The 26,894-nt window shown below is 34.6% G+C and carries 19 protein-coding genes; 7 read left to right on the top strand and 12 right to left on the bottom strand.

From position 1 onward, the window contains the following. Positions 1-11: 11 nt before the first annotated feature. Both BM296_RS15515 and BM296_RS15510 read right to left on the bottom strand, forming a co-directional pair. A complete protein-coding gene (locus BM296_RS15515) occupies positions 12-926 on the bottom strand; it encodes a patatin-like phospholipase family protein (RefSeq protein ID WP_027066723.1) in 915 nt (304 codons plus the stop codon). Next, positions 923-2,998 carry a M1 family metallopeptidase gene (locus BM296_RS15510; protein WP_091904306.1) on the bottom strand — a complete coding sequence of 692 codons (2,076 nt, stop codon included), beginning with the start codon at positions 2,996-2,998 and terminating at the stop codon, positions 923-925. The genes BM296_RS15515 and BM296_RS15510 overlap by 4 nt, the downstream gene beginning before the upstream one ends. A gap of 78 nt (positions 2,999-3,076) precedes the next feature. Here BM296_RS15510 and recG point away from each other — a divergent pair, with 78 nt between their 5' ends. After that, a complete protein-coding gene (gene recG, locus BM296_RS15505) occupies positions 3,077-5,182 on the top strand; it encodes an ATP-dependent DNA helicase RecG (protein ID WP_091904304.1) in 2,106 nt (701 codons plus the stop codon). Here the strand turns inward: recG and BM296_RS15500 are convergent. Continuing rightward, complete coding sequence (locus BM296_RS15500; RefSeq protein ID WP_091904302.1) at positions 5,175-6,362, bottom strand: hypothetical protein; 1,188 nt, start codon at positions 6,360-6,362, stop codon at positions 5,175-5,177. The two genes, recG and BM296_RS15500, sit on opposite strands and share 8 nt — an antisense overlap. A 201-nt stretch (positions 6,363-6,563) precedes the next feature. Here BM296_RS15500 and leuC point away from each other — a divergent pair, with 201 nt between their 5' ends. The 4 genes from leuC (at position 6,564) to leuB (ending at position 11,328) form a co-directional block, all read left to right on the top strand. Beyond that, positions 6,564-7,976 (top strand): 3-isopropylmalate dehydratase large subunit, encoded by a 1,413-nt coding sequence (leuC, locus tag BM296_RS15495; protein WP_091904300.1) that lies wholly within the window; start codon positions 6,564-6,566, stop codon positions 7,974-7,976. 99 nt (positions 7,977-8,075) lie between these two features. Next, on the top strand, positions 8,076-8,672 hold the full coding sequence (leuD, locus tag BM296_RS15490; RefSeq protein ID WP_091904298.1) for a 3-isopropylmalate dehydratase small subunit: 597 nt from the start codon (positions 8,076-8,078) through the stop codon (positions 8,670-8,672). A 30-nt stretch (positions 8,673-8,702) separates the two neighbouring features. Beyond that, on the top strand, positions 8,703-10,217 hold the full coding sequence (locus BM296_RS15485; protein WP_027066717.1) for a hydroxymethylglutaryl-CoA lyase-like TIM-barrel protein: 1,515 nt from the start codon (positions 8,703-8,705) through the stop codon (positions 10,215-10,217). A 55-nt stretch (positions 10,218-10,272) separates the two neighbouring features. Next, positions 10,273-11,328, top strand: a complete 1,056-nt coding sequence (gene leuB, locus BM296_RS15480; RefSeq protein WP_091904297.1) for a 3-isopropylmalate dehydrogenase — start codon at positions 10,273-10,275, stop codon at positions 11,326-11,328. A gap of 90 nt (positions 11,329-11,418) precedes the next feature. On the opposite strand, the gene BM296_RS15475 is transcribed toward leuB, so the two are convergent. Together BM296_RS15475 and BM296_RS15470 are read right to left on the bottom strand one after the other, a co-directional pair. Then, positions 11,419-12,687: a serine hydrolase domain-containing protein gene (locus BM296_RS15475; protein WP_245787033.1), complete on the bottom strand. Its 1,269-nt coding sequence runs from the start codon at positions 12,685-12,687 to the stop codon at positions 11,419-11,421. 206 nt (positions 12,688-12,893) lie between these two features. Further along, positions 12,894-14,093 (bottom strand): MFS transporter, encoded by a 1,200-nt coding sequence (locus BM296_RS15470; protein WP_091904293.1) that lies wholly within the window; start codon positions 14,091-14,093, stop codon positions 12,894-12,896. A 253-nt stretch (positions 14,094-14,346) separates the two neighbouring features. Here BM296_RS15470 and BM296_RS15465 point away from each other — a divergent pair, with 253 nt between their 5' ends. Together BM296_RS15465 and BM296_RS15460 are read left to right on the top strand one after the other, a co-directional pair. Continuing rightward, on the top strand, positions 14,347-16,500 hold the full coding sequence (locus tag BM296_RS15465) for a TonB-dependent receptor (protein WP_091904292.1): 2,154 nt from the start codon (positions 14,347-14,349) through the stop codon (positions 16,498-16,500). A gap of 110 nt (positions 16,501-16,610) precedes the next feature. Then, entirely contained in the window at positions 16,611-17,249 is a 639-nt protein-coding gene (locus tag BM296_RS15460; RefSeq protein WP_091904290.1) for a tetratricopeptide repeat protein, read from the top strand. A gap of 38 nt (positions 17,250-17,287) precedes the next feature. Here the strand turns inward: BM296_RS15460 and BM296_RS15455 are convergent, their stop codons facing one another. The 7 genes from BM296_RS15455 to ilvD all read right to left on the bottom strand — a co-directional run bounded on the left by BM296_RS15455 (position 17,288) and on the right by ilvD (position 26,590). Beyond that, positions 17,288-18,874, bottom strand: coding sequence for an NADP-dependent glyceraldehyde-3-phosphate dehydrogenase (locus tag BM296_RS15455; protein ID WP_091904288.1), 1,587 nt, complete (start codon positions 18,872-18,874; stop codon positions 17,288-17,290). 94 nt (positions 18,875-18,968) lie between these two features. Further along, positions 18,969-20,234 carry a threonine ammonia-lyase gene (gene ilvA, locus BM296_RS15450; RefSeq protein WP_091904287.1) on the bottom strand — a complete coding sequence of 422 codons (1,266 nt, stop codon included), beginning with the start codon at positions 20,232-20,234 and terminating at the stop codon, positions 18,969-18,971. 156 nt (positions 20,235-20,390) lie between these two features. Then, on the bottom strand, positions 20,391-21,866 hold the full coding sequence (gene ilvC, locus BM296_RS15445; protein WP_027066708.1) for a ketol-acid reductoisomerase: 1,476 nt from the start codon (positions 21,864-21,866) through the stop codon (positions 20,391-20,393). Positions 21,867-21,905: 39 nt separating this feature from the next. Continuing rightward, the gene (ilvN, locus tag BM296_RS15440; RefSeq protein ID WP_027066707.1) at positions 21,906-22,424 is read right to left on the bottom strand and encodes an acetolactate synthase small subunit; all 519 of its coding nucleotides are present in this window, start codon (positions 22,422-22,424) and stop codon (positions 21,906-21,908) included. Between the two features lie 62 nt (positions 22,425-22,486). Further along, positions 22,487-23,065, bottom strand: a complete 579-nt coding sequence (locus tag BM296_RS15435; RefSeq protein ID WP_091904286.1) for an O-methyltransferase — start codon at positions 23,063-23,065, stop codon at positions 22,487-22,489. 20 nt (positions 23,066-23,085) lie between these two features. Beyond that, entirely contained in the window at positions 23,086-24,819 is a 1,734-nt protein-coding gene (gene ilvB, locus BM296_RS15430) for a biosynthetic-type acetolactate synthase large subunit (RefSeq protein WP_091904284.1), read from the bottom strand. A 94-nt stretch (positions 24,820-24,913) separates the two neighbouring features. Continuing rightward, on the bottom strand, positions 24,914-26,590 hold the full coding sequence (ilvD, locus tag BM296_RS15425) for a dihydroxy-acid dehydratase (RefSeq protein ID WP_027066704.1): 1,677 nt from the start codon (positions 26,588-26,590) through the stop codon (positions 24,914-24,916). Between the last annotated feature and the right edge of the window lie 304 nt (positions 26,591-26,894).

Here is a 26,894-nt window from a genome sequence, read left to right as displayed (position 1 = left end):
GTTAAGACATATTACTCATTCTCATTTGGTTCTATTGGATTGGTTTCTTCATTTTTATTCTTGGCATATAAATACCCTCTTTTCCACCAAAGAGTCATTTTAGCCTTGTCGAATATCAAAGAATTAGTCGTTAATATTGTTGGTGTATAAAACAGGTTTATAATAGCATTCTTTTGATTGGCGACTAATTTCCCAATCCTGATATTTTGATATTCAATTCGATCCAAAATAAAACTCATCATAGTGGTAATCAGTTCAAATGGATTTCTTGATGCTACTCTGTTCAAATAATTGACCTCCGTATGTAAAACTACTACGTCTACTTCGGTAGCACCTCTTTTAATAGATTCCTCTATAGGTACAATACTACCTAAACCGCCATCAGCATATTCACAGCCATTTTTACGAACTAGACTCATAAAAGGTGTATAATTAGCTGATATCCAAATCCAATCACAAAAATCTTGGTAGGTGCAATCTTTTATAGACTTATACTCAACTTGATTTAAAGATAAGTTAGATACGGTAATTATAACATCAGAATCTCCGTTCTTAAGGGTCTCAAATTCTTCAATCGTTAAACTATTTTCTATTAGCTTTCTGAGGTTTTCACTTTCTCCAAATGTCTTTTTTCCTACCAGAAAATTTCTAAGCACATTCCAATGGTTTATAGAAATCTCTTCGTTGCCACGAATATTTTTCACTAGAAAAGGACAATTATTAAATATGCTTTTTTGATTAACATTAGAATAGATTTCTTTAATCTTATCTAATTTCCCCAAAGCCAAATGAGAAATTAAAAGACTTCCGGTAGAAGTACCAACAAAAATGTCATACTTTCTCCCCTCTTCTTGTATTAAGTATTGGGCAACACCACCTGCAAAGGCTCCTTTACTACCGCCACCAGAAATAACTAATGCTTTCATTTAAAATCTAATTTCGTTTTAAGATAACGTAAATCTGATGAATTTAGTTGTTTTGCTATCTTTTCAATTTCACTTTTCTGTTCTATATCTTCCAATAAAGAATTTAATAACTGTCTTGCAAAATTTCTGAATTGCCAAGAATGATGATTACTGGCTTTTATTAAATTAACCAGCGCTTCATTATTCATTGCCTTTATTTCAAATAAGTATTGAAACGCTGTTTGCCTAACTTCTGGATTATAAATAGCACTCGTATAACCTACAAGCTCCTGATGATAATAAATATGTTCAGTAGGATTATAATCAGGAGTAAACAATGCCAAGGTAAGCCACAACAGGCGTACATTTTTGTTGGGCAGCCCTATAATATCTTTCGTTTTCTCTAAGAAACTACTTCTATCATAATCAAAACTATTCCACAAATTATAAAGCATTATTTCATTAGTAATATAACTATCATCTAATAATAATGGCTCGACAAATTCTTTTGAAATTTCTGGAATCTCGCTCATTTTCTGAGCAGCATATTGGCGTATTCTTATATCATCACTTACAATTAAAGAAGAAAGTTCCAATTCAGGGATATCGCCTTTTAATTTAAATAATTCTAACTTCAACCGGGTAGTAAGTTCTGAATCCTTTAAAATATCAGAAAAAACAAAAGAGCTAGCATCATCATGTTTTAAATCATAGAGCATTCTAATTGAAGAGTTGTTTTTCTTCAAAAATTCTTTAGCAGTCTCTTTAGGAAAATCTTTCCCTTTCAACCAAACCTCCTCAAATTCATTCAAATCCTTCCCACTCACCTCTTCCATTTCATCAATGAAATCCGTAACAGTCACATTTTGATACTGATATTTATCTAAGTATGTTTTTATTCCCTCTTTAAACGTGGAGTCTCCTATTTCTTCTCTCAATACAGCTAAAGCCCAAGCCCCTTTTTCGTAAAAGGTAAGACTACTAGCCTTAGGGTTCAGCAAACTCTCCCCTTCTCCCTTTTCAGAAATATCATTTAATACTTTTGCTGTATCAAATAACTTCCAATAAAAATAATCGTCACCAAAAACTTCCTTTTCAGCCAAATAGGCATAATATGTAGCAAAACCCTCATGTAACCAATGGTGCTCGCTATTCTTTTCCGTCACCAAATTACCAAACCATTGATGCGCCAATTCATGCGCATTAATGTTTACATAATTTCTATCTATAAACGAAGTACAATCAATAACATAGGCATCAAAGAAAAAAGTAGCACTCGTATTTTCCATACCGGCATATAAAAAATCATGTACAGGTACCTGCTTATAATCTTGCCAAGGATACGCTACACCAATTTCATTTTCTAAAAAATCAAATATCTTTTTAGTGTATCTATACGTAGGTTCAACTTTTAAACTATCATTAGGGTAAAAGTAATTTTCAATTGTTACACCGCTTTCAGATTTCAAAACTTGTTTATTGTAATTGCCTATGGCGAACGCCAACAAATAACTACTCATTGGTTTTTTCATATCGAATAACCAAATAGCATCTTCCTCATCATTATCAGTTTTTAGAAGTAGATTACCATTCGCAATTACTTGATATTTTTTATCGGCTTCAATTGTAAGATCAAATTCTACCTTTTCTTCCATGTCATCAAAACTTGGAACCCAATGACTTGAATATTTCCCCTGACCTTGCGTCCATATTTGTTCATTGCCTTCTACATCATCATCCCAACCAATAAAATAGACCGTTTGTTTAGGCTTGGCTATATATTCTATAATCAGTTTATGAGATTCGCCCTCTTTAAATTTATATTTAATAGAAATTGTTTTTTCTGTGGCAGTAAAATCTATCTTTTTCCCATCAAGTTCTACTTTTGAAAAATCCATATTCTTTGCATCAAAAAATACGGAATCAACATTTTGTAACACATTAAAACGATAAATCACTCCGCCTTGAATCTTTTTCTCTTTAGGTAATGGACCTAAGTAAACCTTCGCTTTTATAAAATCTACTTTATCTTGATGTTGACCATAAGAACTGAAACAAAAACAAAGAATAAAGGCTAGAACTATTTTTTTCATGCAAATTAATAAGCTAGTAGAAAATCAAATTTAATACTTTAGTTTGTCCCAATTCTACCTATAGCCTATTTTAGTACCATGAACGCAAATTACTTGCAAACTCCAGTGGTATACTTAAAAGGTGTTGGTCCAAACCGGGCTGAAACCTTAAAGTCGGAATTAGGAATTGAAACCTATCAAGATTTGCTAAATCTTTTCCCAAATCGATATATAGATAAAACCCAATATTATAAAATAAGTCAATTACAGCGCAGCAGTGCCGATGTTCAAATAATTGGTAAAGTTGTTCATATAAAAACTGTAGAACAAAAAAAAGGCTCGCGCTTAGTTGCTCGTTTTAAAGATGATACAGGCGAAATTGAGCTAGTTTGGTTTCGTGGTCAAAAGTGGTTACGGGAAAATCTTAAACTAAACGTACCTTATGTAATTTTCGGAAAATGCAATTGGTACAACGGCACTTTTTCAATGCCACACCCAGAAATGGAACCTTTAAAAGAACATGAGCAAGGAACCAAGGTATATATGCAACCAGTATACCCATCTACAGAAAAGCTAAATAATAAAGGTGTTACCAACAAGGTCATCAGTAAAATGATGCAACAACTTTTTATAGATGTTAACGGTAAATTTTCTGAAAGCCTATCAGATAAACTACTATATGACCTTAAGCTCATAAGTAAGAGTGAAGCAATGTTCAATATTCATTTTCCTAAAAGTCAGGAATTATTGGCAAAAGCGCAATGGCGGTTAAAGTTTGAAGAACTCTTCTATATTCAACTTCAGCTCATTGGTAAAAATGTTTCCCGAAAGAAAAAAATTAAAGGATTTCCTTTTAATGAAGTTGGTGAATATTTTAAAGATTTTTATTCTAATAAATTGCCGTTTGAGCTTACTGGAGCACAAAAACGAGTAATAAAAGAAATTAGAGCCGACCTTGGCAGTAATGCACAAATGAACCGTCTTCTACAAGGTGATGTCGGTTCGGGCAAAACTATTGTTGCAGTAATGACGATGTTGTTAGCGATAGATAACGGATTTCAAGCCTGCCTAATGGCACCTACAGAAATTCTAGCTAATCAGCATTTCCAAGGCATATCTGAACTTTTAGAAGGTACAGAAATTACCTGCGCCCTGTTAACAGGTTCAGTAAAAAAATCGGCACGAAAACCAATTCATGAGCAATTAGAAAGCGGAGAATTAAATATTCTTATTGGCACCCACGCCCTTTTAGAAGATAAAGTAAAATACAAGAATTTAGGAATAGCCATTATTGATGAGCAGCACCGTTTTGGAGTTGCCCAACGTTCTAAATTATGGCACAAAAATGAGTTTCCGCCTCACATATTGGTAATGACGGCTACGCCAATACCTAGAACACTGGCCATGAGTTTATATGGTGATTTAGATATTTCGGTAATAGATGAATTGCCACCTGGTCGTAAACCCATTAAAACAGTTCACCGTTATGATGCCAATAGATTAAAGGTTTTTCGCTTTATACGTGATGAGATTGAAAAAGGGAGACAGATATATGTTGTATATCCTTTGATTCAAGAATCTGAAGCTATGGATTATAAAGACTTAATGGATGGCTATGAGAGCATTGCTCGTGATTTCCCTCAACCAAAATATCAAATTTCTATTGTGCACGGTCAAATGAAACCAGCGGACAAAGAATTTGAAATGAACAGATTCGTTCGTGGAGAAACACAAATAATGGTAGCCACCACAGTTATTGAAGTTGGTGTTAATGTACCAAATGCATCAGTTATGATTATTGAAAGTGCTGAACGTTTCGGTCTTTCTCAATTACATCAGTTACGTGGACGCGTTGGGCGTGGAGCAGACCAAAGTTTTTGTATACTAATGACAAGTCATAAATTATCCTCCGAAGCTAAAACTAGATTAGAAACTATGGTAGCTACAAATGACGGATTTGAAATTGCAGAAGTTGATCTAAAACTTCGCGGACCAGGAGATATTATGGGAACACAACAAAGCGGACTATTAAATTTAAAAATAGCAGATATTGTTAAAGATAACGACATCTTAAAATCGGCTCACTACCACGCATTACAATTGCTTAAAGAAGACCCTTCAATAAGTAAACCAGAGAATCTAATTATTAGACATATGTATGCCCAGTTGGTAAAGCATAAGAATATTTGGACTTATATTAGTTGATAATTTGAATGGGCAAAATAGGAATCTTTTGTTTATTTAAAATGTTACCTGCAAAATCAACTGTAAACACACCTTGTGATTTGAATTCTGCACCCAATTGATTCTCTACTCCTACAATAATTGTTTCAGTTTTAGCATCAACACTAAAGCATTTTATAAAGGGTCTCCAAGGTCCAATTTCATCATCTTCAAATTGAGTTGGCTCCTCACTAAACTGAATAATGGTAACTTGACCAGTTTTTAAATCTAAAACGACTGGAAGCGCTAGCTCTGCACTTGGGGCAGCAGGAGTAAAATATGAAATTACATTATTGTTAACAACTATCTGATCATACCTTTGATTGGTAAATCCTAGGTCTAAATAATTTGATTCTCCAGGTATACTTAATTCTTCAAAAGAGTTAGAATTCAAATTATATTTATAATTAAAATCTTGCCCGAAAAGATAACAATCTTTTGAGCTGTCTATTATTAAATTGTACCTGTCAGATTTAAGGTTAGAACTGTTTTCATTAATTTGTAAACTATCAAGATTAATTGACACTAATGAAACCTTACCTTCATTGATAAAAAAATCTGGAAGTCTTAAAAAGTAAACAATGTTCCCAATTAATTCAACCTGAAATTTTCCATACTCAGCTGATAAAAATCTACCAACATTGATTTCAGATTCTTGGTTAGTTTCAAAGTTTATAATTTTCAATTTATAGTCTATTGAATCATCGTTGCTATCATAGGTAGAATCATCTCTATATAGAAAATAAAATGAACGTTCATAATGCCAATAAGACCATTCATTAGTTGGTATATGAGGCATATTTATTTTTAAAATTTGATTGTTTTCAAAATCTTTATAGTGAAAAGAGTTATCAACATTAAAATTATTCTCCCTTAAGGTTATACCATACTCATTTGCAAAATAATCTCTATAGTCTAAAATATTTATGCCAGTCTCAGAAATTAAATTAGAGTAGCTATCTGGGTCATAATCATTATCATAATTCTCATATTCATATAATTCTTGGCTTTCTGCTCCTCCGTTTATATTTAAATCATAATATCTTCCAATAACTCTGTAACCTGAATCAGAACTTGAAGAATTATTTTCAAAATCATCTACACTATCCTTATCACAAGAAATAAATAAAATAGCTAATACTAGTATGGTCAGTTTTTTCATGTCAGAAATTTAGCACTAAAAAAAGAAGTATGAAATATGTTAAAACATACTTTAGATAAAAAGCCATTTTACCAATATCATTGGTTTAACAATACAGCAAAATATCACAACTTTATCGTTGAACATCGTAATTTTCAAGTATGTTAATTTCCACGAGACCCTTGTTTTTAATAGATTTGTTGTACTTACATTAGAAAGAATATGAGCGCAACTAAAACATTATTTGACAAAGTGTGGGATTCCCACGTAGTACATAAAATACAAGATGGTCCAGATGTTCTGTTTATTGACAGACACATGGTACACGAAGTAACTAGTCCTGTTGCTTTTCTAGGTATTAAGAATAGAAATATTCCAGTAATGCACCCAGAGAAAACATTTGCAACAGCTGACCATAATACACCAACTATAAACCAACATTTACCAGTTGCTGACCCACTTTCGGCAAACCAATTGAGAATGTTAGAAGAGAATGCCAATGAATATGGTATTTCTTATTGGGGATTAGGTCATGCAAAAAACGGTATTGTACACGTTGTAGGTCCTGAATATGGTATTACCCAGCCAGGTGCTACTATTGTTTGTGGAGATTCACATACATCTACACACGGTGCTTTTGGAGCAATTGCTTTTGGTATTGGTACTTCTGAAGTTGAAATGGTTTTGGCTACACAATGTATTATGCAGCCTAAGCCTAAGAGAATGCGTATTAATATCAATGGTAAAATGAGCAAAGGGGTTACACCTAAAGATGTTGCTTTATTTATCATTTCTCAATTAACTACTTCTGGTGCAACTGGATATTTTGTAGAATATGCCGGTGAGATTTTTAGAGACATGAGTATGGAGGGTCGTATGACCGTTTGTAACTTAAGTATAGAAATGGGTGCCCGTGGTGGTATGATAGCTCCTGACGAGAAAACATTTGAATACGTAAAAGATCGCGAGTTTACACCAAAAGGTGCAGATTGGGATAAGGCAATGTCATATTGGGAAACTTTATACACAGATGAAGATGCCATTTTCGATAAAGAATTAACTTTTGATGGTTCACTTATTGAACCAATGATTACATATGGTACCAACCCAGGTATGGGTATGGGAATTTCAAATGATATTCCTATGGCGAATGCCGTACAAGGTGGCGCCACTACCTATCAGAAATCATTGAAATATATGGATTTCAATGAAGGGGATAGCATGATGGGCAAATCAATTGATTTTGTATTCCTTGGAAGTTGTACTAATGGTCGAATAGAAGATTTTAGAGCCTTTGCCTCTATCGTAAAAGGTAGAAAGAAAGCTGCTAATGTTACTGCTTGGTTAGTACCTGGTTCACATAAAGTAGAATCGGCAATTAAGGAAGAAGGTATACTTGATATTTTAACTGAAGCCGGATTTGAATTACGTGAACCTGGTTGTTCTGCTTGTTTAGCAATGAACGATGATAAAGTTCCTGCCGGTAAATTAGCCGTAAGTACTTCCAATAGAAACTTTGAAGGAAGACAAGGTCCCGGTTCAAGAACTTTATTAGCAAGTCCGTTAGTTGCTGCTGCAGCTGCTGTAACTGGTAAAGTAACCGACCCAAGAGAATTAATGGTTGAGCTTGTATAACAAGTTTTCCCTTAGCTATAAGCCTTAAGCTTAAAGCATAACAATAATGATAATAATACAAGCTAATGGTTAAAAGCCAGAAGCGAAAAGCTATAAAAAATGGCATACGATAAATTCGACATATTAACTTCAACTGCGGTTCCTTTACCAATAGAGAACGTAGATACAGATCAAATAATTCCTGCACGATTTTTAAAAGCAACTGAGCGTGTTGGTTTTGGAGATAACTTATTTAGAGATTGGCGTTACAACCAAGACAATACCTTAAAAGAAGACTTTGTACTGAATCAAGATAAATTCAGTGGTAAGATTTTAGTAGGTGGTAAAAACTTTGGATCAGGATCTTCTCGTGAGCATGCTGCTTGGGCAGTTTATGATTACGGATTTAGATGTGTTGTATCTAGTTTCTTTGCTGATATTTTTAGAGGTAACTGTTTAAACATAGGTGTTTTGCCTGTACAAGTAAGCGCTGATTTTTTACAGAAAATTTTTGACGCTACAGAAGCTGACCCATCCACCGAATTAGAAATTAATCTAACTGAACAGAAGATTACTTTGCTATCAACAGGTGAAAGTGAATCTTTTGATATCAACGATTACAAGAAAAATAACATGCTAAACGGTTTTGATGATATCGATTATTTATTGAACATCAAAAAAGACATTGAGACTTTCGCTGAAAATACACCATTATAATCCAAGTTTTCATTTAACGTAAGAACACTAATGAAAAGAAAATTGGAAATAATGGATACCACCCTTAGGGATGGTGAACAAACATCAGGTGTATCCTTTTCTGCATCCGAAAAACTCACTTTGGCAAAACTTCTATTAGATGAACTTAAAGTTGATCGTATAGAAATAGCATCGGCTCGCGTCTCTGACGGCGAGCTTGAAGCCGTTCAAAAAATTACGGAATGGGCTGCAACCAAAGGATATCTTGAGCGTGTAGAGGTTCTTACGTTTGTTGACGGTGGAATTTCTTTAGATTGGATGGAAGAATCTGGAGCCATTTCGCAAAACCTGTTGACTAAAGGTTCTTTAAATCATTTAGAGCATCAGTTAAAGAAAACTCCAAAACAACACTTTTCTGAAATTGCTGAAATTTTTAGTCAAGCTACAGAACGCGGTATAATTAACAATGTTTATTTAGAGGATTGGAGTAACGGGATGCGTAATTCAAAAGCATATGTTTTTGAATTTTTAGAATTCTTATCTACCCAAAATGTAAAAAGGATTTTATTACCTGACACATTAGGTATACTTACGCATACAGAAACGTATGCATACCTTTCTGAAATAGTACAAAAATTCCCGAAATTACATTTTGATTTTCACGGACATAATGATTATGACTTAGGGGTAGCCAATATTATGGAAGCTGTAAAAGCAGGTTGTCATGGTCTACACCTTACTGTAAACGGTATGGGTGAAAGAGCGGGTAATGCACCTATGGCAAGTGCCGTAGCCGTTATAAATGACTTTCTACCAGAAGTGGAAATCAATGTAAACGAGACATCTCTGTATAAGGTAAGTAAGTTGGTTTCTGCCTTTACAGGTTTTAGTATACCTGCCAACAAACCCATAGTTGGTGACAATGTATTTACCCAAACTGCCGGTATTCATGCCGATGGTGATAGTAAAAAGAACTTATATTTTAGCGACCTAATGCCCGAACGTTTTGGAAGAAAACGTAAGTATGCCTTAGGGAAAATGTCAGGTAAAGCTAATATTCAGAAAAATCTGCAAGAACTTGGCTTAACTTTAAATAATGAAGAATTAAAAAAAGTTACAGCTCGTATTATAGAATTAGGTGATAAAAAGGAACGTGTTACAAAAGACGACCTCCCATTTATTATTTCTGATGTGTTAGATACTGCTGATTATAAGCAAAAAGTATTTGTGAAATCTTACGTTCTTACCCATGCCATGGGATTAATGCCTTCCACTACCCTATCTGTAGAGGTAGATGGTAAAACATATGAAGCACATGCTCAAGGTGACGGACAGTATGATGCTTTTATGAATGCATTAAAAAAAGTGTACATCGCAAAGAAAAAAGCATTACCAAAACTAACGGATTATGCTGTTAGAATACCACCCGGAAGTACATCTGATGCTCTTTGTGAAACGGTTATTACTTGGGAACTGGATGGAAAAGAATTTACCTCTAGAGGGCTAGATTCCGACCAAACTGTAAGCGCTATAAAAGCGACTGAGAAAATGTTGAATATAATTTAAACAATTGCTATATGCCTCATGATAATGAGATATTAGCAACATAGAAACAAATAGAATGAAATTAAATATTGCCTTATTAGCCGGTGATGGTATCGGTCCTGAAGTTATTGACCAAGCAGTAAAAGTATGTGATGCCATTGCTAAAAAGTACGAACATCATATTACTTGGAAGCCTGCTCTTACGGGTGCCGCTGCAATTGATGCCGTCGGAGAACCTTACCCAGATGAAACACATGAAATTTGTGCAAATGCCGATGCTGTACTTTTTGGAGCTATAGGTCATCCACGTTTTGATAATGATCCTTCTGCAAAAGTTCGTCCAGAACAAGGATTATTGAAAATGAGACAAAAATTAGGTTTGTTCGCTAATGTTAGACCTACATTCACTTTTCCTTCGCTTATAGATAAATCTCCTTTAAAAAGAGATCGTATTGAAGGTACCGATTTAATTATTTTAAGAGAGTTAACAGGTGGTATCTATTTTGGCGAACGCGGAAGAAAAGATGATGGCAATACGGCTTTCGACACAATGACCTACCAACGTTTTGAAATAGAAAGATTAGCTAAAAAAGGCTTTGAATTTGCAATGAAACGTTCTAAAAAATTATGTTGTGTTGATAAAGCAAACGTTTTAGAATCTTCTAGACTTTGGAGAGAAACGGTACAGGCGATGGAAAAAGATTATCCAGAAGTAGAGGTTTCTTATGAATTTATTGACGCAGTTGCTATGCGTTTAATTCAGTGGCCTAAAGGATATGATGTAATCATTACTGCAAACTTATTCGGAGATATATTAACCGATGAGGCATCTGTAATTGCAGGTTCTATGGGACTAATGCCTTCTTCTTCTGTAGGAAGCAAAGTATCTTTATACGAGCCAATACACGGTTCATACCCACAAGCAGCAGGTAAAGACATCGCTAATCCATTAGCTACCGTTCTATCTGCAGCTATGCTTTTCGAGGACATGAACATGACCCAAGAAGCAGGAGAAATCAGAAGAGTAGTAAACAAATCATTAGCGGAAGGTTACGTTACCGAAGACCTAGCAGATGGTGGTAAAAGCTATAAGACTAGTGAAGTTGGTGATTGGTTGGCCAGCAATATCTAAAACCCATACTAAAGTAAAAAGCCCTTTAATCATAGATTAAAGGGCTTTTTTATATCTGAAATTCTCAATAGCATAATGTTTACATAGCTACTATATACTAGTTGCTATTTCAAGTTCTTGCTCGTAAATACTTTTAACAATCGCTCTTAAATCTGGAATTACTGTTTTTACCAATTTAGAAGGACCATTGATCAGAACACAAATACCTAAATCAGAATCAGGAAAAAGTGCAATTTCATTTCTATAATTATTTACACTACCTCCGTGATGCCAGATAGTTTCTTCTAATGCTTTCTGATTATCTTTCAAAGTATGTATTCTCCAACCGAATCCGTATGAAGATTTCACATGACCAGGCCATTTTTGATAATACTTACTATGCCCCTTTAATTCTATAAAAGGTTTAAAAGCTTGAGCCATGGCATCTTTAGACATCACTTCTGGGTTATGACCTAAAAGAAATCTCATCCATTTAGCCATATCCATAGAGTTGGCATTTATACCGCCCGCAGCAATGGCATTATAATAATTATCTCTTGGTAATACAGTTATCCATCTATTTCCTCTTTTAATATGAGGTAAAGCAATATTCTCTGTGTTTATTAATGTTTTATGATCCATAGAAACAGAATTCATTCCTAATGGCTCAAAAAATTTATCATTCAATAAAGTCTGAATATTTTTCCCAGTAGCCTTCAACATCACTTCTTGAGAAACTGAAAACATGGCATTTTGGTAACTGTATTGAGAACCAGGCGTACTAATAGGATTTACTTTATTGAATTTCTCACTTATAGATGACATATCAAGACCAGCTTCTACCAAATCTGTATAACTATGATAAGGTGTACCTGTAGTATGAGAAAGTAAATGTGCTATTTCAATTTTTTGAGTATTCTGATTATCACCAAAATGAAAATTGGGTAAATAATCAGCTACTTTATCATCTAAGTGTAATTTGCCTTCACTTTCTAAGTTAGCCGCAAGAACTCCAGTAAAACCTTTCGAAATAGAACCTAATCTAAACAAGGTTTCACCATCTACGTTTTCAGTACCATTAAAACTTCTTTTTCCATATCCATCGGATAGAATAACAGAATCACCACTTACGATGCTTACACCAGCACCAACAATATCTCCAGATTTTATTGCCTTATTAAAATAGCTGGTTAAAGCTTCATTTAAAGCTTTTTGCCGTATGTTATATAGTTTAATTTCCCTTTTCTCCGCAAGAGTTTTAACAGGGTTAGGATCAGAGATAATCACCTTAGAATGTTCTGGCTTAAAAGAGGAAGCCGTTAGGACAAAAAGTAGTAGAACCATTATAATGGCTCCAAAAAATAGTTTGGTACGTGACACAGCTATGTAGGTTTTGGTTAACTAAGAACGGGATAAAAGGAATAAAATTACCGACGAACTACGTAATTTATAAAATTTAACATCAAAACCACTTGATTCTAAAGAAATAAGAAAAAATAAAAACTATCAGTAAACATTTTTTATTGAGCATAAAAAAAAGGAACTTATAATATAAGTTCCTTTCTGATTTATTGAAAAATTACAGACTAGCAGCTCATCGCCATTTTTCTATATTTTATTTCTTTTCTCCTTCTAACAATTAAAATAGATACTGCTATGGCAACACCAGAAAAAGCAAGCATTGCTCCAACTAAACTAGAGTAAATAATACCGTAGCCAAATGCAATTGGCAATCCGGCCAAATAAGCGCCAGAAGCATTACCCATATTAAAGGCACTTTGATTCATAGAAGAACCCAACATTTCGGAACCTTTAGATGTATTGATTATGGCCATTTGAATGGGGGTTGCAACGGTAAAGGATATAGCTCCTATCACAAAGGTCAATATCATTAATAAATACGGATTGGATGCTATCACCATATTTAGTAATAGAATACCGCACATTACGGATAAACTAATGATTACCGCTTTCAAAGGAGAAAACAGTTCTGCCATCTTCGCACCTAAAAAATTACCTACTACCATACCTAAACCAGCCAACATCATAGCATAGCCAACAAAATGGTTTGGCAACCCCGCAACATCCGTAATTAACGGAGCTACATAACTGTACCATGCAAAGAAACCTCCTGTACCAATGGTAGTCAAAGCAATTAATGCCCAAAGTTCAGTATTTTTCAATCCTTGAGAAACACTTATTTTCTCTTCGGTCTCATCAACTTCAATTTTTGGCATCCAAAGGTAAATGCTTCCTAAAGCCAATAAACCAACAAAACCTACCAAGTAAAAAGAAACACTCCAGCTAAACTGTTGTCCTAAATAGGTACCAATAGGTACTCCAATAACATTGGCTACCGTTAGACCTGAAAACATTATTGAAATCGCTTGAGCCCCTTTTCCTTTTTTAGCCAATTTTGTAGCAACAACAGCTCCAATACCAAAAAAGGCACCGTGAGGTATTCCAGATAAAAATCTCATGAACAACAAGCTCGTATAGCCCGTTGCTAGTCCAGACAAAGTATTAAATACCGTAAACCATATCATTAAAAGGAACAGCATTTTTTTAGGTGTAAGCTTAGAACCTAAACCTGTTAACAATGGAGCCCCCACTACTACCCCCAACGCATATGCCGCAATAAAGTGACCTGCCTGGGGAATGGTTATACCCAATGACCCAGAAACTTCGGTCAAAATTCCCATGATAACAAACTCGGTAAGTCCTATTCCAAAACCACCAATTGCCAAGGCAAATAGTGCTTTCTTATTTGATTTTATAGTATCCATAACTTATAAATTTTAAGTTCAACATATACACTATAGGTTCTCAATCAATTTTAAAAAGGCAAAGTTAAAACCATAATACCGGTTAAAACACGCATTAATTACCATATTTATGTTAATAATTAACCTTCTAAAATATCTCCTAATCGCTAATTTTCGCAATTCAGGATAACAATTCAACAATTGGGAAAACCAATTTATTTAAACTTTCATTTACGATTCATATTTGTGATATCAATCAAAAATAAAATCAACAATGAAGACGCTATTATTCTTATTAATTACATTTTTCTCTATTAATTTATTCTCGCAATCAACTGTATCTGGTAAAGTAACCGACTCTAAAGGTTTGCCAATTATGGGTGCAAGTGTATATTTAGAAGGTACTTATGACGGTACGGCAACCAGTGAGGATGGACTATTCTCTTTTGAAACCGATGAACAAGGTGAGCAGACATTACTAGTGTCTTCTATTTCCTTTGAAACTTATTCAAAATCATCCGATATTACCAATTTCAAGAATGTCACCATCAAATTAAAAGATGATGTAAATACCTTGGATGCCGTAACCGTAAACGCAGGAACTTTCAATGCAGGTGACAATGCAAAAGTTACCGCTCTTAAACCTTTGGACATTGTAACAACAGCAGGTGCTCTTGGTGATTTTGTAGGCGCACTGCAAACCTTACCAGGCACTTCTAACGTTGCTGAAGATGGCAGATTATTCGTTAGAGGTGGTGATGCAGAAGAAACACAAATTTTCGTAGATGGCATGCGTGTATTTACACCCTACTCCCCTTCTGCCAACAATATTCCGTCAAGAGGTAGATTGTCTCCTTTCTTATTTAAAGGAATAACTTTTTCAACTGGAGGTTACTCGGCCGAATACGGGCAAGCATTATCAAGTGTTCTACTTTTAAATAGTATAAGTGAACCACAAGAAGAGAAAACAGAAATTTCTATAATGACCGTTGGGCTTGGGTTAGGTAATACTCAAAAATGGAAAAAAAGCTCGCTTAGTTTAAATACATCTTACATTAATTTAGCACCATATCAAAAACTGTATCCTGATAATAATGAATGGCATAAGCCTATAGAATCTGTAGGTGGTGAAGCCGTCTATAGGTATAAATTCAATAACGACGGTTTACTAAAAGTTTATGGTGCATATAGTTCCGTAAATTTCGATTTAACACAAGAAGATATCAATGTGGCAGATGGTATACGTTTCGGGTTAAAGAATAGAAATCTTTACATCAACTCATCTTACCAAGATTTCTTAGAAAAAGACTGGAGCATAGCTACAGGTGTTAGTTTTGCCAATGACCGTTCTGAAATAAAATATAATGATGCTGATATTACAGATATTGAAAACTCGGCACATCTAAAAATCGCATTTAAAAAATTCTTTTCTAGTCGCTACAAACTCAACTTTGGAGCAGAATATTTCGTCACTAACTTTACAGAAAACTATCAAGATACTAGCTTTGAAAACGACTATGAGTTTGACAATAATCTTTTCAGCAGTTTTGTTGAGGCTGATATTTTCTTCTCTAAAAAACTAGCTACCAAGATTGGTATAAGAGGTGAATATTCTGAGCTACTACAGGAGTTTAATCTATCACCAAGACTTTCATTAGCCTATAAGGCTGGTGCAAACTCCCAATTCTCATTGGCATACGGGGAGTTTTTTCAAAATCCGAAGAACGATTACTTAAAGTATAATTCTGATTTTACAGCCGAAAACACAACCCATTATATTGCGAACTATCAATATGTAAAAAACAAACAGATATTCAGGGCCGAAGCATATTACAAAAATTACGGAGACTTAGTAAAGTATGATACTCCGTTCGCGCTGCCAACATCTACCTATAATAGTAATGGAAGTGGATATGCTAAAGGATTGGATATATTCTGGAGAGATAATAAATCAATAAAAAATACAGAGTACTGGATGTCTTACTCTTACTTGGATACTGAAAGGGAATATCAAAATTATCTAACATCGGCTACTCCGGAATTTGCATCAAAACATAATGCATCTTTAGTGGTTAAACGCTGGATTGAAGATTGGAAAAGTCAAATAGGTCTCAGCTACAATTATGCTTCGGGTCGCAACTATACAGACCCAAATAAAGGAGGATTCTTAACGGAACAAGCAAAAAGCTTTAATTCGCTAAATGCCAACTATGCTTATTTAATTAGTCCGCAGAAAATATTATATCTATCTGTAAGTAACGTATTAGGAACTAAAAATGTAAACGGATATCAATACGCAAACCAAACCAATACAGATGGAGTGTTCGATAGAAGAACAATTACGCCTGCAGCAGACCGCTTCTTTTTCATTGGTTTCTTTTGGACGATAAGCGACAACAAAGATGACAATCAACTTGATAACCTTTAGAAATTACAATTCACTACAAAGAACCAACAACTGGGTCATCTATTTTATCAAAACCTATGGAATAGAAAGATATTTGAACAACAATAAATAACATTAAAAAACTATACATCATGAAATCAGTACTATTAATTGCTACACTAATTTTCACATTTAGCTTAAGTGCCCAAACACCTTATGAAAAAGGGATGAATGAAGCATTTGCATTATGGGAGCAACAAAAGAACACAGAAGCCGTACAACTGTTTGAAAGAATAGCATCTGCAGAAACCGATAATTGGCTACCTTCTTACTATGCCGGACTAATAGAAATCGTAAGTAGTTTTGGTTTAAAGGACGAAGCTTTATTGACATCGAAACTAACTAGAGCAAAAGGTTTTTTAGATAACGCAGCCTCTATCTCAGAGAACAATCCGGAAATATTAGTTTCTTATGCGTTATTAAATACAGCATACATTGCTTTTGACGGTCAAAAATATGGTATGAGCTTATCTGGAGAAAACGTAGCTCTTTATAAAAAAGCAGCATCTATTGCACCTAACAATCCAAGAGTTTTATTAAGCAAAACAGAATGGGATATGGGATCGGCAAAATTCTTTGGAAAATCAATAGCCTCGTATTGCAAAGATATTGATCAAGCAATTCTATTATTTGAAAAAGAAGAACAGACCATACCTTTTTACCCATATTCTGGTTTAGAAAGAGCGAAGGAAATTAGCAGTAGTTGTAAAAAAGAAACCTCCCCTAATTAATTAGGAGAGGTTTTTATTGAAGTCTTAACTTAAGACTTTTATAAAATATAGTCTGTACTCACAAAATTGGAAAGTTTAGCTTCCAATAAATGTTGAATAATATCTGTATTTAATTCATTGTCTTTAAATGCAACAAATGTTCTAATAGAGAACGAACGTAATGCATCATGTACACTTAATGTAGCTTGAGCAGAATCTTTTCTTCCCGTAAACGGATAAACATCAGGTCCTCTTTGACATGAACTGTTAAGATTAACACGACATACTAGATTCACTAAAGTATCAATTAATGGAGAAAGGGCATAAACGTCTTTTCCGAACAAACTTACTTGTTGACCATAATTGCTTTCGGCCATATCATCTAAAGGTTCTTCTATATCAGAAAAAGGTACAATAGGTATAATAGGTCCAAATTGCTCTTCTTGATAAACGCGCATGTCTTTAGTAACAGGGTAAAGAACAGCTGGCCAGATATAATTATCAAAACGTTTACCGCCTTTTTTATTTAAAACTTTAGCTCCTTTAGATACCGCATCATCAATCAATTCTTGAATATAATCTGGTTTTCCCAGTTCTGGTAATGGAGTTAGTTTAACACCATTTTCCCAAGGATTTCCAAACTTAAGTTCATCAACTTTCTTAGCAAAGTCCTCATTGAACTTAGAACTGATATCTTCATGAACATAAACTACTTTCAATGCTGTACAACGTTGGCCATTAAATGATAAAGTACCTGCCAAGCATTCATTTATAGTTAAATCTAAATCAGCATCTGGTAAAATAATTGCAGGGTTCTTAGCTTCTAAACCTAAAACCAATCGCAATCTATTACTTTTAGGGTGCTGCTCTTGTAAGGCATTTGCAGATTTGCTGTTACCTATCAATGCCAAAACATCCACTTTACCTGTTTGCATAATTGGTGCGGCAACAGTTCTACCACGACCAAAAAGTACATTTACTACCCCTTTAGGAAAACTTGTTTGAAAAGCTTCTAATAGCGGAGTAATTAATAAAACACCATGTTTTGCCGGTTTAAAAATTGTTGTATTCCCCATAATAATAGCGGGAATCAATAAAGCAAATGTCTCATTTAACGGATAGTTATATGGTCCAAGGCACAAAACAACACCTAGCGGTCCTCTTTTGATATGCGCATAAACTCCATCGTTCTTTGTAAATTTAGCTGCATCACGATCCAATTGTTTATAATCTTCAATAGTATCTTCAATATACTCAACCGTACGGTCAAATTCTTTTTGTGAATCTGGTAATGATTTACCTATTTCCCACATCAATAATTTTACAACCTCGTCACGCTTAATTTTCATCTTTTTAACGAAAACCTCCATACACTCAATACGGTCCTTAACGTGCATGGTTGGCCAAACCCCTTTTCCTTTGTCATATGCCTTTAAAGCGCCATTTAATGCATCTAAAGCCTCTGCTTCTTGTAAATCTGGTATACTACCTAACAATGTAGGCTTGTATTCTTTTGTTGATGAAATAGTAGAATATACCTCTGTAGTATCTCCTTTCCATTCTTTTAATTCTCCGTTAACCAAATAATGTTTTTGGTCTATAGTTGATGTAATCTGAAACTCTTCTGGAATCTTTATATCGCTCATTTCTTATTTTCTATTTATACTATGATAGATGATATTTTATTGATCGAGCTCTAATTATTTAGGGTAATTAAAACTTACTCATACTAAAAGTAGTTTAAACCAAATATTCAAACAAATCTGGTTTATCATTTATATAATCTCCGTAAAAATTGTTAGTTTTCATTCTATCAATTAATGGCTGTAAGTCTTCAGGATGCTTAAGTTCAATACCCACAACAGCAGGTGCATTTTCCCTACTAGATTTCTTAGAATACTCAAAATGGGTAATATCATCCGTTGGTCCTAAAATATCTACTACAAACTCTTTTAATGCTCCTGGTCTTTGAGGGAATCTAATAATGAAATAATGTTTTAGTTTACCATATAAAAGAGCTCTCTCTTTAATTTCCGCAGTTCTGGTTATATCATTATTACTACCACCAATAATACAAACTACATTTTTACCTTCTATCTCATTTTTATAATCATCTAACACCGCAATGGACAGTGCTCCCGCTGGCTCAACCACAATGGCATCTCTATTATAAAGATCAAGAATAGTCTGGCAAACCTTGCCCTCATCAACAGTAACCATACTATCGAGATAATAATTACAAATAGGGTATGTTAGATCACCTACTCTTTTTACCGCGGCTCCATCAATAAATTTATCAATATTATCAAGAGCTACCACTTCGCCAGAATCCATAGCCGTTTTCATAGAAGGAGCCCCCTTTGGCTCCACTCCTATTATCTTAGTATTTGGTGAAAGTTGACTAAAAACACTAATAAGTCCAGATGCTAGACCACCGCCACCAATACAAACAAAAAGATAATCTATTGGTGTTTTAGATTGTGTTATTAATTCTAGACCAACTGTGGCTTGACCTTCAATTATTTTAGGATCATCAAAAGGATGTACGAAAATACTACCAGTTTTAGCACCAAAAGCACTAGCAGCTTGTGAAGCATCATCAAATGTATCTCCTTCCAAAACAATCTCTACCCACTCGCCACCAAACAATTTTGTTTGTTCTACCTTTTGCTTAGGCGTAACAGATGGCATATAAATAGTTCCTTTTATTTTTAAATGGAAACATGCAAATGCAACACCTTGCGCATGATTACCTGCACTGGCACAAATAATTCCCTTAGCTCTATCTTCTTCCGATAAAGAGCTTATTTTATTAAAGGCACCTCTAATTTTATAAGATCTAACACGTTGTAAATCTTCTCGCTTTAATCGAACCTCACAATTAAATTGCTTTGACAATCTAATGCTTTCCGTTAGCGGAGTTACATCCGATATTTCGGAAATAACCTGAGCCGCTTCTATAACATCATCTAACTCTGGAAAATATGCTGGTTTTGTCCCTCTCATATTATTTATTTAATGCTCTTGGGAATTTTTTAGTTGGTATAAAACCTAAATTGTCCGCTTAAGAACAGTTCAGTAAAGTATTACCAATCAATAATGATCAGCAACTTCTAGAATGCACCTAACCGGACAATCGGTATAACTATAAAAATTATAAATCTATACGATAGGCTTCATAGCAGTCATAGACTCACGTAAACGTGTACCTACAATTTCCACCGGATGCGTACGTAACGCCTTATTTATTGCTATTAATTGTGCATTATCTACATCATTATCAATATCGCCAGAGAAGTTTGTCCCAATTACGTCAGTATCAATACCCTTCATGAAATCAGTTAATAATGGCTTACACGCATGATCAAATAAATAACAACCATATTCAGCTGTATCAGAAATAACACGGTTCATTTCAAACAATTTCTTACGAGCGATCGTGTTTGCAATTAATGGAGTTTCGTGTAATGACTCATAGTAAGCAGATTCTGCAATAATACCAGACTCAGTCATTGCCTCAAAAGCCAATTCAACACCAGCTCTAACCATAGCTACCATTAAAACTCCGTTGTCATAAAACTCTTGCTCAGTAATTTCTTGACTACCTGCAGGTGTTTTCTCGAAAGCAGTTTCACCTGTTGCAGCTCTCCACGTTAATAAGTTCTTATCATCATTAGCCCAATCTTCCATCATTGTTTTAGAAAAATGACCAGTCATGATATCATCCATATGCTTTTGAAACAATGGACGCATAATATCTTTTAATTCTTCCGAAAGTTCAAATGCCTTCACTTTTGAAGGATTTGAAAGACGATCCATCATGTGAGTGATTCCACCATATTTCATACCCTCAGTAATAGTTTCCCATCCGTACTGTATCAATTTAGAAGCATAACCTGCATCAATTCCTTTTTCAATCATTTTATCGAAACAAAGAATAGAACCCGTTTGTAACAAACCACAAAGAATAGTCTGCTCTCCCATTAAATCTGATTTTACTTCAGCAACAAAAGAAGACATCAACACACCTGCTCTATCGCCACCAGTACCAACAGCATAAGCTTTCGCTTGTTCCAATCCTTTACCTTGAGGGTCATTGTTTGGGTGAACCGCAATTAATGTAGGTACACCAAAACCTCTTTTATATTCTTCACGTACTTCTGATCCCGGACATTTTGGTGCAACCATAATAACCGTAATATCTTCACGAATTTGCATACCTTCTTCAACGATATTAAAACCGTGTGAGTAAGAAAGTGTAGCACCTTTTTTCATCAATGGCATAACCGCACCAACAACAGCAGTATGCTGCTTATCTGGCGTAAGGTTAATTACTACATCGGCAGTAGGAATCAACTCTTCATAGGTACCTACTGTAAATCCGTTTTCAGAGGCATTTACAAAAGATTGTCTTTTTTCTTTTATTGCAGCATCACGTAGTGTATAAGAAATATCCAAGCCAGAATCTCTCATGTTCAAACCTTGGTTTAAACCTTGTGCTCCACAACCTACGATTACAATTTTTTTACCTTTTAAAGCATTTACGCCATCTGCAAACTCAGACGAATCCATGAAACGACATTTTCCAAGTTGCGTTAATTTATCTCTTAATGATAGCGTATTAAAATAATTGGCCATTTTGTATTTACTTTATTTGATTATTGATATAATTCGTTATTAAAATTCTTTAAGTATCGCAGAAATTTTCATTTCATCTTTGGTTACTGAAATTCGACCAGAACGTACAAACTGCATAATGCCGTATGGTTTTAGCTGATCGTGCATTTCATCAATCTCATTTCTTCTTCCGCTTTTAGCAATTACAAAAAAGTCTCTTGAAACAGTGACTATTTGAGCATTGTTATCTTTTATGATATTCTGTATTTGACGTTCGTCAAATAACAGACCAGAAGCAATTTTAAACAAAGCCGATTCTTGATAAATAGTTTCTTCATCGGTATGATAATATGCCTTTATAACCTCTATTTGTTTTTCTATTTGTCCGACAATATTATGCACCCACTTTTCTGTAGTATGTGCTACTATCGTAAATTTAGATACATCGTCAATTTCTGACTTAGATACATTTAAACTTTCAATATTTATGTGTCTCTTTAAAAATATACCTGAAATCCTGTTCAGTAATCCAACATTATTTTCTGAATATACTGATATTGTAAACCATTGATTTTCCATAAGCTTTCATTACCTACTCCTTTTTAAAAAGGATTTTATGGTGTCATTATAATTATTCTATACTATTTCTTAACGGCCATTATTAAGCCTGTAGACCAATTCATTTTGGTCAATTGTAAATCTTCACGTTGTTCTAAATACGCTGTAAGAACTATCACATTATCCTCATGACCTTCTGGCCAATTAGGTTGCTTTGTCATATCATCGATAATGTAAAATCCACCAACCTGAAGTAAATCTAAAACCTCATCAATTACACTATACTTACCTGGCCAAGCATCTGCAAAAATCAAATCAAATTTAGAACCTGAATATTCTTTTATCCAATCAGTACCATCTTTGCAAATAACCTCAACCCTATCATCATCACCAAAATAACTAGAAGCAATTGAAATTAACGCTGGGTCATTATCAACGGATATTAATTTAGAATCAGCATCCATACCTTCTATCATCCAAGAAAGGCTAAGACCAATACCAGTCCCTATTTCTAAGAATCTACCATTTGGTTTAGAGGCTATTAAGGTTTTGAGAAAGCTACCAACGTACAAGTCTGAGGGCATGGTAAATCCGATTTCTTCAGATTTACGAGTAATCTCCGTGTGTATTTTTGGAATGTCTTGTATGTTAGTATCGTTCATGAGATTATTCTTTTCTCTTATTATTTCAATCTAACATCAGAAACCGAAGCTCCAGAAGGTATCATAGGAAATACGTTATCTTCTTGTTCAACCTTTACTTCTAAGAAATATGGTTCTTTAGAAGCCATCATTTCCTGAATTGTAGATTTTAAATCTTTACGTTCAGAAATTCGTTTTGCTTCTATGCTATACCCTTCTGCAATTTTTACAAAATCTGGATTAACCATAACCGTTGAAGCATATCTTTTTTCAAAGAATAACTCTTGCCACTGACGCACCATACCTAAGTGTTCATTGTTCAAAACAACAATCTTAACAGGTACTTTGTGTTGAAATATTACACCAAGCTCTTGAATGGTCATTTGATAACCACCATCACCAATGATAGCAACCACTTCCCTTTCCATTGCTCCCATTTTAGCTCCAATAGCTGCAGGCAAAGCAAAGCCCATTGTACCCAAACCACCAGAAGTAATATTACTTTTAGATTGTGAAAACTTAGCGTACCTACACGCAATCATTTGATGTTGACCTACATCTGATACAATTACTGCTTTATTATTTGAAGCCAAGTTGATTTCCTCAATTACCTCACCCATCGTTAAACCTTCTTTGGTAGGGTGTATATCATTTTTGATAATCGTATCAAATTCAATTTTATATTTCTCTTTGAATAAATTATGCCAAGCTTCATGCTTGTTATTATTTAATAAAGGTAAAATTAGACCAAGTGTATCTTTAGAATTTCCTAATACAGCAACATCTGCATGAACATTCTTGTTCACTTCTGCAGGATCAATTTCAAAGTGAATTACTTTGGCTTGTTTTGCATAAGAATCTAAATTACCGGTTACACGATCATCAAAACGCATACCTATGGCAATTAGTAAATCGCACTCGTTAGTCAATACATTAGGACCGTAATTACCATGCATACCAACCATACCAACATTTAATGGATGTGAAGTATCTAAAGCAGATGCCCCCATGATTGTCCATGCTGCAGGAATTCCAGTTTTCTCAACCAGTTCTTTAAGCTCAGCTTCTGCCTTACCAAGAATTATACCTTGACCCCAAACAATAAAAGGTTTTTTGGCGCTATTGATTAAATCTGCAGCTGCTTGAATTGCTGTTTTATTCGGTTTTGGTACAGGCTTATAACTACGTACAGCAGTACATTTCTCATAAGAGAAATCGAACTCATCTATTTGAGCGTTCTTAGTAATATCGACCAAAACAGGACCCGGTCTACCAGATCTTGCTATATAGAAAGCTTTTGCCATTACTTCTGGAATTTCAGAAGCTTCTGTTATTTGATAGTTCCATTTTGTTACCGGAGTAGAAATACCAATAATATCAGTTTCTTGGAAAGCATCAGTACCCAACAGTTGTCTAGTTACCTGACCCGTAATACACACCATAGGTGTTGAATCTATTTGAGCATCTGCAAGACCGGTAACCAAATTGGTAGCTCCTGGACCAGACGTTGCTATTGCAACACCTACTTTACCGGAAACTCTAGCATAACCTTGAGCAGCATGCGTAGCACCCTGTTCATGTCTAGTAAGAATATGTGTTAATTTATCTTGAAACTTATATAGTTCATCATAGACGGGCATAATAGCGCCACCAGGGTAGCCATACATTGTTTCTACACCTTCAGCTAATAAACAATGAATTAATGCCTCTGCTCCAGAAATCTTTATAGTTTTCTTGGAATCCGTACCTTTTTTCTTCTCTTTTACTGTTTCCATAATTAATAATCAAATTCAAGCATTGCATTTAAGAGTTACAATTACCTGATATTATATATCCACCTAGAACTAATTAAAACCTAGCTGATGTTATTTAAAACTCATCGGTAACACAACCTTTAGATGCAGATGAAACCGTACGGGCATATTTATATAAACTACCTCTCTTCACCTTTAATTCTGGCTGTTTCCAATTCTTTTTTCTTTCTGATAACTGCTCTTCTGTTAGATTAACCGAAATCTCATTTTTCTCTGCATCAATTGTAATAACATCACCATCTTCTAAAAGTCCGATAGCTCCGCCATCTTGAGCTTCAGGTGAAACGTGACCTACTACGAAGCCATGTGTACCACCAGAGAAGCGACCATCTGTTATTAACGCCACATCTTTACCTAAACCTGCTCCCATAATAGCTGCAGTAGGTTTCAACATTTCTGGCATACCTGGACCTCCTTTAGGACCTTCATAACGTATAACAACTACATCACCTTTTTTTACTTCTCCTCTCCCAATACCGGCATTAGCCAAAAACTCATCATTATAAACTTTAGCCGGACCAGAGAAATACAAACCTTCCTTACCAGTAATCTTTGCAACAGCACCTTCAGTTGCAAGATTACCATAAAGAATACGTAAATGACCTGTCGCCTTAATAGGATTGCTCAATGGTTTAATAACTTGCTGATGCTCTAATAAACCTGGAAGCTCAGCTAAATTTTCCGCAATTGTTTTACCCGTAACGGTAAGACAATCGCCATGTAACATTCCGTTTTCAAGCATAAACTTCATAACGGCAGGTACACCACCCACACGATGAACGTCTTCCATCAAAAATTTACCACTGGGTTTTAAATCAGCTAAAAATGGAGTTGTATCACTAATTTTCTGAAAATCATCTAATGTAAAATCAACATCGGCAGCTTTGGCGATTGCCAAAAAGTGAAGTACCGCATTTGTTGAACCACCTAAAAGGGTGAGCAAACGTATAGCGTTCTCCATTGATTTACGAGTGATAATATCACTTGGCTTAATATCTTTCTCTAAAAGGTTTCTTAAAGCCTTACCAGAGTTTATAGCATCGTACTGCTTATCTTTTCCAATTGCAGGATTAGAAGAATTATAAGGCATTGCCATACCTAAAGCTTCAATAGCCGAAGCCATTGTATTAGCGGTATACATACCACCACAAGCACCTGCACCTGGGCAAGCGTTTTGAATTACACCTTTGTAATCCTCTTCATTCATTGTACCGGCAACCTTCTCTCCCCAAGCTTCAAATGCAGAAACTACATCTAATTTTTTATCCTTAAAGCAACCAGAGGCAATTGTACCACCATATACCAAAACAGATGGTCTATCTAAACGTATCATTGCCATTAGCGCACCCGGCATGTTTTTATCACAGCCAACTACAGTAACCAAACCATCATAATTCATTGCTTGTACCACAGTTTCCATAGAATCTGCAATAATATCTCTTGAAGGAAGTGAATAACGCATACCATAAGTACCCATTGAAATTCCGTCACTAACACCTATAGTATTAAAAACTAGACCAACCAATCCACTATCATTGACTCCTACTTTAACCTCTTGAGCCAAATCATTTAAGTGCATATTACAAGGATTACCCTCATAACCTGTGCTACCAATACCAATTAGCGGCTTCTTTAAATCTTCTTCAGTTAAACCAATAGCATAAAGCATTGCTTGTGCTGCCGGTTGTGTTGGATCTTGGGTTACATTTTTACTATGTTTGTTCAATTCCATAATGTAATTCTCGTATGCTTATCTTGATTTCTTAATACTGTTAAACCAAAGATAAAAGTTTATAAAAATTTCTAATTTTAACAATAATTGACAATACAAATCCACTTTAACAAAAAACAATCTAACTTACTTAAAATCAATTATTTAAATCCTTGTTTTATACCATATTCAATACTTCAAAACTGACTATTATAAATCTAATTGCACAAAAAAAACCTGTATCAAATAATTCTGATACAGGTTTTTCTACATATTGAAAAGCTATATCATTTCCTTTTAGGAATGACAATGACAACCTCAATAT

Origin of the sequence: Maribacter stanieri (assembly GCF_900112245.1) — a bacterium.
In the GTDB taxonomy this organism is placed as follows: domain Bacteria; phylum Bacteroidota; class Bacteroidia; order Flavobacteriales; family Flavobacteriaceae; genus Maribacter; species Maribacter stanieri.
This window is presented reverse-complemented; position numbering and strand designations above follow the sequence as displayed.